Source organism: Streptomyces sp. NRRL B-24085 (assembly GCF_001282115.1).
Taxonomy (GTDB): Bacteria; Actinomycetota; Actinomycetes; order Streptomycetales; family Streptomycetaceae; genus Streptomyces.
The window spans coordinates 1-9,377 of sequence record NZ_LJBR01000362.1 but is presented as its reverse complement, the minus strand read 5'-3'; the positions used below and the strand labels follow the sequence as shown (position 1 = coordinate 9,377).

Here is a 9,377-nt window from a genome sequence, read left to right as displayed (position 1 = left end):
CCTACGAACCCGCCCCCGAGCCGCCCCGCGAGGCCTTCCGCTTCCGCGCCTCCGTCGCCCGCCCGGGTGACACCCTGCTGATGTGCACCGGCGGCCTAGCCGACCCCCTGCGCGGGGAGCCCGAACTGTGCGAGTACCTGACGGGACGGTGGTCGGGCCCCACTCCGCCCGGTCTCGCCGCGTTCCTCGCCGACTCCCAAGTACGGGTCAAGGGATATGCCGACGACCGTACGGCCGCAGCCGTTTGGGAGGCGTGATCGCGGCCAGTGTGGATTGATGGACCCAAGGAGACCGAAGGGGTGCATGGATCCATGGCCAAGCAGAACGTCGCCGAACAGTTCGTGGACATCCTCGTCAGGGCCGGGGTGAAACGCCTCTACGGCGTCGTCGGCGACAGCCTCAACCCGGTCGTGGACGCGGTCCGCCGCAACGCCGGCATCGACTGGGTGCACGTACGGCACGAGGAGACCGCCGCGTTCGCCGCGGGGGCGGAGGCGCAGATCACCGGGAAGCTGGCCGCGTGCGCCGGCTCCTGCGGGCCGGGCAACCTGCACCTCATCAACGGCCTCTACGACGCCCACCGCTCCATGGCCCCGGTCCTCGCCCTCGCCTCGCACATCCCCTCCAGCGAGATCGGCCTCGGGTTCTTCCAGGAGACCCACCCCGACCGCCTCTTCCAGGAGTGCAGTCACTACAGCGAGATGATCTCCACACCCCAGCAGATGCCGAGGCTGCTGCAGACCGCCATCCAGAACGCCGTCGGCCGCTCCGGCGTCAGCGTCGTCACCCTCCCCGGCGACATCGCCGACCAGCCCGCCCCCGAGAAGGCCGCCGAGACCGCCCTCGTCACCTCACGGCCCACGGTCCGCCCCGGCGACGCCGAGATCGACAAGCTCGTCGAGATGATCGACAAGGCCCAGAAGATCACCCTCTTCTGCGGCAGCGGCACCGCGGGCGCGCACGCCGAGGTCATGGAGTTCGCCGAGAAGCTCAAGTCACCGGTGGGCCACGCCCTCAGGGGCAAGGAGTGGATCCAGTACGACAACCCCTTCGACGTCGGCATGAGCGGACTGCTCGGCTACGGCGCCGCCTACGAGGCCACCCACGAGTGCGACCTGCTGATCCTGCTCGGCACCGACTTCCCGTACAACGCCTTCCTCCCCGACGACGTCCAGATCGCGCAGGTCGACGTACGGCCCGAGCACCTCGGCCGCCGCTCCAAGCTGGACCTCGCCGTCTGGGGCGACGTGAAGGAGACCCTGCGGTGTCTGACGCCGCGGGTGAAGGAGAAGACGAACCGGCGCTTCCTCGACAAGATGCTCAAGAAGCACGCCGACGCGCTCGAAGGGGTCGTCAAGGCGTACACCCGCAAGGTCGACAAGCACGTCCCGATCCACCCCGAGTACGTGGCCTCCGTGCTGGACGAACTCGCCGACGACGACGCGGTGTTCACCGTCGACACCGGCATGTGCAACGTGTGGGCCGCCCGCTACATCTCGCCCAACGGCCGTCGCCGGGTGATCGGTTCGTTCTCGCACGGGTCGATGGCGAACGCGCTGCCGATGGCGATCGGCGCGCAGTTCACCGACCGCCGGCGCCAGGTCGTGTCGATGTCCGGGGACGGCGGGTTCTCCATGCTGATGGGCGACTTCCTCACCCTCGTGCAGTACGACCTGCCGGTGAAGGTCGTCCTCTTCAACAACTCCTCGCTCGGCATGGTCGAGTTGGAGATGCTGGTCGCCGGGCTCCCCTCCTACGGCACAGCCAACAAGAACCCCGACTTCGCCGCCGTGGCCCAGGCCTGCGGGGCCTACGGCGTGCGCGTCGAGAAGCCCAAGGACCTCGCAGGGGCGCTGAAGTCGGCGTTCAAGCACAAGGGCCCGGCCCTCGTCGACATCGTCACCGACCCCAACGCCCTGTCCATCCCGCCGAAGATCAGCGCCGAGATGGTCACCGGCTTCGCCCTGTCCGCCTCGAAGATCGTCCTCGACGGCGGAGTCGGCCGCATGCTCCAGATGGCCCGCTCCAACCTCCGCAACGTGCCGCGCCCTTAACCGCTGTACTCCACCCACGCCCGCTGGCCCGCCGCGTCCGTGCCGTACCAGTAGCGCGGCAGGCCCTTGATGGCGGTCGTGCGGAACGGGCGGCCGTGGTCGTCGACGCGGACCGTGCCGGTGCGGCCCTGGGAGGACCAGTCCAGTTCGAGGTACCAGGCGCAGTCGCAGGACTCGGTCTCCGCCGTGACCAGCAGGACCTCCGGGTCCTCCGAGGACACGCGGTAGGGCATCCGCACGGCCGGGATGACGTTCCCTCCGTCGTTCCCGGACTGCGAGTGGGCGATCGGTCGGTCCTTGTCCAGGTCGACGGAGAAGTAGCGCGGGGTGAGCGCGCCTCCGCAACCCTGTTCCATGGCGTACGAGTTGCCCTGGGCCGGGGTCGCGCGCGAGACGACCCGGACCCTGAGGTCCTCCAGGACGACGGCCGTCGAGTCACGGCCCTGCACCGAGATCTGCACCATGGTCTGCCGGCCGTGGAGCGCGCCCAGCGTGCCCGCCCAGTTCGCGGCGTCCTGGGCCGTCGGGGGCGGCGGGACCTGGGCGGGCGGCTTGTCGATGACGTAGTCGTGGCCGCAGCCCGCGTTCCAGACATGGGAGTTGACGGTCCAGGTGAGCGGGGTGCCGGTCGCGGTGCCCCGCTGCCCGGAACCGCCGCCGCCCTTCGAGGGGGCGCCGCCGCCCTTCATCGAAGGGGAGGCGCTCTTCCCGGTGCCCCGGGGCGACGGGGAGCCCGAGGTGGCGGACGGGCTCGGCGACCTGGACGGTGAGCGGCCGGGGGTGTCCGACGCCGTCGCGGGCGACGACGGGTCCGGGGCCTGGGCGACCTCGTCGGATGCGGAACGCCCCGAGGGCAGCGCCGACAGGGTGCCCAGCGTGGCGAGAAGCGCCACGGTGGCGGCGGCGGTGACGACGACGCGCCGACGGCGGTACCAGGGGCGGGCCGGGGGAGTGGCGCGCCCCGCGAGCAGGGCGTCCTCCTCACCCTCGGCCGCCGGGCGCCCCTCACCGTCCCCAGCTGCGTCCACCGTGGCGAGGTCCGCCGGGTCCACGTCCACCGGGTCGCCGGTCACCGCGTCACCGTCCGCCGCCGCCGTGGTCGTAGCGCTTGGCCCGTCGGCAGCATCGGCCGCCGTCTCAGCCGTCCCCTCCGAGGTCTCGCCCGCCCGCGGCCGCTGTCGCGCCGCCACCGCCGACAGCCACAGCCGGTGCAGGTCCATCCGCTCCTCGGCCGAGGCCCCGCACAGCGCGGCGAACCGCTCCACCGGCGCGAAGTCGACCGGTACGGCGTCCCCCGCGCAGTACCGGTGCAGGGTCGAGGTGTTCATGTTCAGCCGCCGGGCCAGCGAACCGTAGCTGCGGTCCGTGCGCTCCTTCAGCCGCCGCAGCAGGGCCGCGAACTCCTGGACATCGTCCCGTGGTTCCGGTGCCGACAACGATTTCCCCCTTGATCCCGTATCCCAGGCACTGCGTATACCTGCACGTCAGACGGCCTGGGATGGTTCCATGCCGACGGATTGCGCGTCCCGTGTTGCGTCCGCCCCGTGTGACCGCTGATGCTCTTGGTGTCACACCGACCGGGCCGGACCGACCATCCGGCGTCGTCGTGGCATCCCACATCCATGCACGTATCTCACGGGGGACACTCATGCCCAAGCGCAGTCGAGCAGGCGCGCTCACCGTACTCTCTCTCACCGGCCTCATGCTCGGCGTCACACTCACCGTGCAGGCCGGGGCCGCGCCGGCCGCGCCCAGGTTCCTCTCGGCCGCCGACCTCCCGCCGCACCCCTCGTCCGCGTGGACGGCGGGCAAGGTGACCGACGGTGTCCCGGACGAACTCCAGCTCTGCCTCGCGGACGCGCTGCCGGGCTACGACTCCCGGTACCGCGACTTCCGCACCGACCTGGACACCAGCGCCCGCCAGCTCACGATCCAGGTCGGCACCAAGACCAAGGCCGCGGCCCTCGCCGACCGCATGAACAAGGAGATCCGCACCTGCGCGGACCGCCTCGAACAGGGCGACCCGGATCTCGAGGCGACGTACAAGAACTACGGGAAGGTCGCGGTCGAGGAGGGGGCCCGGGTGCACGGCCTGCACACGGAGCACTCGTTCGGCGCGACCGACGTCCGCCTGCTGTCCGTGGGCCGGGACGACCGGACCGTCACCGTCGTGGAGTGGTCCCAGATGGGCGACTTCGGCGACGCCCCGGTGAAGGCCTTCAAGAAGACGACCGCCACCGCGGTCGGCAAGCTCCACTGAGAACGGGGCCGCCCTCCCGCACGGGGGTCGGGCGGGCGGCCCCGCACGGACCGCACCACCAGCAGCAGGAACCGGAAAGAAAACGGGGAACACGGATGAACACGACCAAGGCGACCCGCCGCACCACCCTGGCCGTCGGCCTCGCCCTGGCCCTCGGCCTCGGTGCCACGGCCCAGGCCTCCGCCGGAGCACCGCGCAGCGTCAGCGGAAAGCCCTCCGACGACATCACGCGCATCGCCGACTTCTACGGCGCCTACATCGACGCGGTGACCGACGAGGGCGGCGGCGAACTGCGGGACGCGCTCCGCGCGCACTACCTGACGCCCGCCTTCCAGAAGGAACTGAACGCCTGGGAGGACAAGGAGCACGCCGACGGCGTCCTGCGCGCCCAGAACGTGCCCCTCGCGTGGAAGGTCACCGGCAACGGCAACGGCAACGGCACCGGCGACCGCACGGAGGCCGTCGTCACCCTCACCTGGAGCGCCGGACAGACCAGCACCCTCGTGGTCGACATGAGCCGCGGCAGCCACCAGATCTCCCACATCGGCAGCAAGGGCCTCGGGCGCAAGTAGCGGCCGAATCAGGCCAGTTTCCCTCCTGCCCCAGTTCTTCGCCGGGTACGGCGAGCTCGGCAGTGCGGAGTCGGCAGATCGTCCCACGCCGTACGGTCCCGGTGTCCCGGAACCGGGTGGGCGGGGAGCCCTGCGGCGCCGTGGACCCGCAGGACGCCCGAGGGCACGTACGCACCGGCTCACCCCCGCTCACCGGGCCCCGTTCGTCGGGCACCGGTGGCGGGGGCGCACACCGTTCGAGGGGCGCGCGGGCCTTCGTACGGCAGGCTCCGCGGCTGGAGGCGGGGCCGGACCGGCTCCCGTCCGGGGCCGTCTCCGACCTGGTGGTCCCCGTTCGGCCGCTGTCCCGGTTCCCGGAGCCACCTCGCCGACCAGGCACTTTCCCGCACCGGCCGCCTCGTGCAGGGCTCCCGGGCCGCTCGTGGCGTCCGGAGGACGGACAGCGGGGCGCAGGGCACATGCCACAGGGAGGGGACCAGCGGCACAGGCACGGCGTGACGGGCGTGCGTACCGGACCCCGCGAGCCGCTGTCCCCGTCGCGACTGCGCCGTCGTGCACCGGGGTTCGCGGAGCACGGCGCGCTCCGCCGGGCCGGCTGCCGTCGCCACCGCAAACATGGCCGAACACCTGGTCGTTGACGATTCGACATGACTGCCGCATGAACTACCGGGCATGCATCCCCGTGAACGTGTTCGAGCAGGAGGGAAACCGACATCGGCACGCGGGCGGGGGTCATGAAGAGGCAGGCACGAGGAGGCGGTCCCACGGTGGCAGGGGCCTTCTCGGCACACACCATGGAGGAGAAGGCCGACAGCGCCCGGGAGCAGGCGCAGTCGCCGCAGCTCCGGCGCCGACTGGAGCGGGCGGACCTGGGGGCCGTACCGGAGACGCGCAGGGCGTTGCGCGAACTGCTACGACACTGGGGGAGGCCCGGACGTTCCGAGATAGCCGAACTGCTCACCAGTGAACTCGTCACCAACGCACTCGTGCACACCGACCACGACGCGGTCGTCACGGCCACGGTCGGTCCGCGGGCCCTGCGGGTGGAGGTGCGGGACTTCGTCGCCCGCATCCCCCGGGTGCGGGTACCGGACGCGGAGGACGGTACGCACGGCAGGGGCCTGGCCCTGGTGCAGTCCCTCGCGGACGCCTGGGGCGTACGGGCACACGGCGTGGGCAAGGCGGTCTGGTTCGAACTGGACGCCGGAGCGGCGTGACGCACGGGAAGGGGGCGTGACCGCGACGGTCACGCCCCCTTCCCGTGGTGCTCCGGCCTCTCGGGCCGCGCCCTTCAGACCTCGGCCTTCGCCTCAGCCGAACTGCTGCTCAAGATCCTTGAGTTTGCGCTCCAACGAGTCGAGGCGCGGCAGGGCCATTGTGTCGTCCTCCGCGGTGAGGTCGACCGAGTGCGACTCAGAGCCGCCGCGGACGGGCTGGAGCGAAGGACGCTGGCGCACGGGCAGCGGCTCCGGGTTGGATATCGCAGGCTCCGCGGAGGCCCGCTCCAGGGCGGCCTGCGGCTGCTGCTGCTCCAACTGACGCCCGCCCCGCCCGACGAAGCCGCGATGACCCCGGCTGATCGCCTTGAGCTGCGCCCGCTCGACCCGCTCCTGCTCGCGGCGCCGGAGGCGGGCCGCCTCCTTTTGACGCTTGTCCTCGCGGACCTCGTCGACCGCCTCGTCGAGGCTGCGCACGTTCTCCAGCAGCATCAGCGACCAGGCCTTGTACGTCTCACGCGGCGCCCTCACCCAGCGGACGATGCGGATCTGGGGCAGCGGACGCGGCACCAGACCCTGCTCGCGCAGCGCGGCCTTGCGGGTCTGCTTCAGCGCGCGGTCGAAGAGGACGGCCGCCGAGAGGGACATGCCGGAGAAGAACTGCGGAGCGCCGTCGTGGCCGAAACCCCTGGGCGCGTGAACCCAGTTGAACCAGGCCGCCGCACCGGCGAACGTCCACACGAGTATCCGGGAGCCGAGGGCCGCGTCACCGTGGCTGGCCTCGCGGACCGCGAGCACGGAGCAGAACATCGCCGCGCCGTCCAGGCCGAACGGGACCAGGTACTCCCAGCCGCCGGACAGGTTCAGGTTCTGCTGGCCGAAGCCCACCAGACCGTGGAAGGAGAGGGCGGCGGCGACCGCCGCACAGCAGAACAGAAGAACATAGGAAGCGGTGCCGTATATGGCCTCCTTGCGCCTGCGGCGCTCCTCGCTCCGCTCCCACGAGTCGTCTTTCGCGTGCTCCCCGCCGGACCGCTTGCTCCGCGCGAGCACCGCCACCGCCGCCAGCATGCCCAGGAGCAGTACGGCGCCCGGAAGCAACCAGTTCAGCGATATGTCGGTCAGTCTCATCTGGGGTCCCTTGCATTGGGATAGGGCGTAACGCCCGCCATAGTGGCCCAATCCCAACGGCCCTCAGGCGTTTTCGGGGCAAGAGGCCGCCAAGGAAGTGCAAGGGGTTGCCCAGGGCGGCTTTCTGCTCGAACTGCCGCTTGAGGGGCGGGAGTTGAGTTCGAATAAGACTACCCGTACGGGTGGTTCCACGGAAAGTTCCTGCGCCAGGTGAGGAAGTTGTGAATCACCTGTAACCGAACGGGCGTCCCAGTCGGCGTTGATCTTACGGGACGCGGACAGGGGGTCCGCGCCGGGGGTCCCCTGAGGGGGCATCAACTCGCGGCGGCGGCCGTCAGTTTGGCGATCCGGTCGCTGTCGCAGGTGCGCGGACAGGTGACACAGGTGTCGTCCGGGGCCAGCGTGTAGTACATGCAGCAGCTCACCCGGTCCCGGGTGCGCAGCGGCCCGCCGTCCGGACCGACGAGCACACGGAAGGCCGGGGAGCCGGCGTACGGCTTCGTCGTCCCGGGCAGCAGGAGCTCCAGGGCGTGCTCGGCCCGGCGCTTCTCGTGCTCGCCGAGGAGCTCGGCGACGTACCAGATCCCTTCGACGATCTCGTCGGTCACCATGCCCCACAGGGCCCTGCCGCGGCGGCGCATGCGCGGGCCGAAGGCGGTGAGGAGCGGCTCCATGTGCTCGGCGATCGCGTCCCGCAGCTCGGCGCGCAGGGCCTCCTCGTCGCGGACCGTGTACGCGCCCGGCAGATCCGCCGCCGGGTCGTCCGGGAGGCACGCGAAGGAGCCGGGGTGGACCGCGAGGGACATCGGGCCCCGGGTGCGGTCGTAGGAGACGTGGGTGACGGGGTAGCGGGGGACCCGGCGGAGCAGGAACCACGGGGCCGTGAACAGGAGGCAGGCGGGCCAGGCGTAGCGGTGCAGGCCGAAACCGGCGATCACGTCCGGGCGGCCCCGGCGGGCGTTGTCCCTGAGGACCTGCTCGTCGTCCCAGGCGAGGAAGGCGTCCAGCGCGGTCGCGCTCCCCGCGAGGTCGGCGGCGGTGACCCAGCCGTCGGTGGCCGGGAGGGGGGTCTCCGTGGGCAGCTCCGCCACCGTGAGCACCGGCAGGGCCTCGGTCACGCGCGCGTAGGCGGCGGTGACGGCCGAAGGTGCGGCGGTACGGGTCGCCGAACGGGGGGCGGGCAGCGGTGCGGGCAGCGGTGCGGGCATGCGGGGCCACCGATTCGCGGTCATCTGGACTCTGGAGGTAAGCCTTACCTTACCTAACATGTTCGGGATTTGAACTGGAGCGTTCTGCGCCTAAGGTGCTTGACGGGTGAGTAACAACCTGCCGTTAATGACCCCAAGTACTGACACGTCCGGAGGAGGGCCCGTGAAGCAGGGTGCGCAGGGCTCCGCCGGTTCCGCGGCGGCGCAGGGCGGCGGGCGGGGTGTCGGTGGGGTACGGGTGCCGGCGCAGGCGCGGGCCCGTGTCGCGGAGGGTGCTGGGGCGCGGGGCGAGCACACCCACAGCGAGGTGCCGATTCCGCGTCCCGTGGTGCAGCGGGCCTCGGTGCGGGGACAGATCCTCGACGCCCTGCGGACGGCACTGGTCGCGGGAGACCTGCGGCCCGGTGAGGTGTACTCGGCGCCCGCCCTCGGGGAGCGGTTCGGGGTGTCGGCGACGCCCGTGCGCGAGGCCATGCAGCAGCTCGCGCTGGAGGGCGCCGTCGAGGTCGTCCCCAACCGCGGGTTCCGGGTGGTCGAGCGGGGGGCCCGCGAGCTGGCCGAGCTGGCCGAGGTGCGGGCGCTGATCGAGGTGCCGGTGGTGCTGCGGCTGGCGCGGAGCGTGCCGGTGGAGCGGTGGGCGGAGCTGCGGCCGGTGGCGGAGGCCACGGTGCGCGCCGCGTCCTCGGGGTGCCGGGCGACGTACGCGGAGGCCGACCGGGCGTTCCACCGCGCGGTGCTGCTGCTGTCGGGGAACGAGCAACTGGTGCAGATCTCTGAGGACTTGCACCGGCGGTCGCAGTGGCCGCTGGTCGGTGGGCCGGCTTCGCGGGGGCGGGCGGATTTGATCGCGGACGCGGCGGAGCATACGGCGCTGCTGGACGCGTTGATTGCGCGAGACCTGGATGTGGTGCGGGGCTTGGTGGGCGGGCATTTTG

8 protein-coding genes and 1 pseudogene are annotated in these 9,377 nt (G+C 71.7%); 6 read left to right on the top strand and 3 right to left on the bottom strand.

Annotation, left to right across the window (positions count from 1 at the left end; genetic code table 11):
- Positions 1 to 257: pseudogene (locus tag AOJ26_RS32730) on the top strand (protein phosphatase 2C domain-containing protein); the annotation flags it as partial.
- A gap of 54 nt (positions 258 to 311) precedes the next feature.
- Positions 312 to 2,054, top strand: a complete 1,743-nt coding sequence (locus tag AOJ26_RS32725; RefSeq protein WP_053851994.1) for a pyruvate dehydrogenase — start codon at positions 312 to 314, stop codon at positions 2,052 to 2,054.
- Here AOJ26_RS32725 and AOJ26_RS32720 read toward each other — a convergent pair.
- Positions 2,051 to 3,490: a helix-turn-helix domain-containing protein gene (locus AOJ26_RS32720; protein ID WP_053851993.1), complete on the bottom strand. Its 1,440-nt coding sequence runs from the start codon at positions 3,488 to 3,490 to the stop codon at positions 2,051 to 2,053. The two genes, AOJ26_RS32725 and AOJ26_RS32720, sit on opposite strands and share 4 nt — an antisense overlap.
- A gap of 212 nt (positions 3,491 to 3,702) precedes the next feature.
- Here AOJ26_RS32720 and AOJ26_RS32715 point away from each other — a divergent pair, with 212 nt between their 5' ends.
- The 3 genes from AOJ26_RS32715 to AOJ26_RS32705 all read left to right on the top strand — a co-directional run bounded on the left by AOJ26_RS32715 (position 3,703) and on the right by AOJ26_RS32705 (position 6,103).
- On the top strand, positions 3,703 to 4,314 hold the full coding sequence (locus tag AOJ26_RS32715) for a hypothetical protein (protein ID WP_053851992.1): 612 nt from the start codon (positions 3,703 to 3,705) through the stop codon (positions 4,312 to 4,314).
- A gap of 95 nt (positions 4,315 to 4,409) precedes the next feature.
- A complete protein-coding gene (locus AOJ26_RS32710) occupies positions 4,410 to 4,886 on the top strand; it encodes a hypothetical protein (RefSeq protein ID WP_053851991.1) in 477 nt (158 codons plus the stop codon).
- 794 nt (positions 4,887 to 5,680) lie between these two features.
- Positions 5,681 to 6,103 carry an ATP-binding protein gene (locus tag AOJ26_RS32705; protein ID WP_053851995.1) on the top strand — a complete coding sequence of 141 codons (423 nt, stop codon included), beginning with the start codon at positions 5,681 to 5,683 and terminating at the stop codon, positions 6,101 to 6,103.
- 93 nt (positions 6,104 to 6,196) lie between these two features.
- On the opposite strand, the gene AOJ26_RS32700 is transcribed toward AOJ26_RS32705, so the two are convergent.
- Positions 6,197 to 7,234, bottom strand: a complete 1,038-nt coding sequence (locus AOJ26_RS32700) for a DUF2637 domain-containing protein (protein WP_053851990.1) — start codon at positions 7,232 to 7,234, stop codon at positions 6,197 to 6,199.
- 314 nt (positions 7,235 to 7,548) lie between these two features.
- The gene (locus AOJ26_RS32695) at positions 7,549 to 8,442 is read right to left on the bottom strand and encodes a (2Fe-2S)-binding protein (RefSeq protein WP_053851989.1); all 894 of its coding nucleotides are present in this window, start codon (positions 8,440 to 8,442) and stop codon (positions 7,549 to 7,551) included.
- A gap of 163 nt (positions 8,443 to 8,605) precedes the next feature.
- On the opposite strand from AOJ26_RS32695, the gene AOJ26_RS32690 reads away from it, so the two are divergent.
- Positions 8,606 to 9,377, top strand: a 772-nt coding sequence (locus AOJ26_RS32690) for a GntR family transcriptional regulator (RefSeq protein WP_053851988.1), incomplete at its 3' end; no start/stop codon positions are given.

Coding starts and splice junctions, on each gene's coding strand:
- AOJ26_RS32725 (WP_053851994.1), top strand. CDS start 312: ATGGCCAAGCAGAACGTCGCCGAACAGTTCGTGGACATCCTCGTCAGG.
- AOJ26_RS32715 (WP_053851992.1), top strand. CDS start 3,703: ATGCCCAAGCGCAGTCGAGCAGGCGCGCTCACCGTACTCTCTCTCACC.
- AOJ26_RS32710 (WP_053851991.1), top strand. CDS start 4,410: ATGAACACGACCAAGGCGACCCGCCGCACCACCCTGGCCGTCGGCCTC.
- AOJ26_RS32705 (WP_053851995.1), top strand. CDS start 5,681: ATGGAGGAGAAGGCCGACAGCGCCCGGGAGCAGGCGCAGTCGCCGCAG.
- AOJ26_RS32700 (WP_053851990.1), bottom strand. CDS start 7,234: ATGAGACTGACCGACATATCGCTGAACTGGTTGCTTCCGGGCGCCGTA.
- AOJ26_RS32695 (WP_053851989.1), bottom strand. CDS start 8,442: ATGCCCGCACCGCTGCCCGCACCGCTGCCCGCCCCCCGTTCGGCGACC.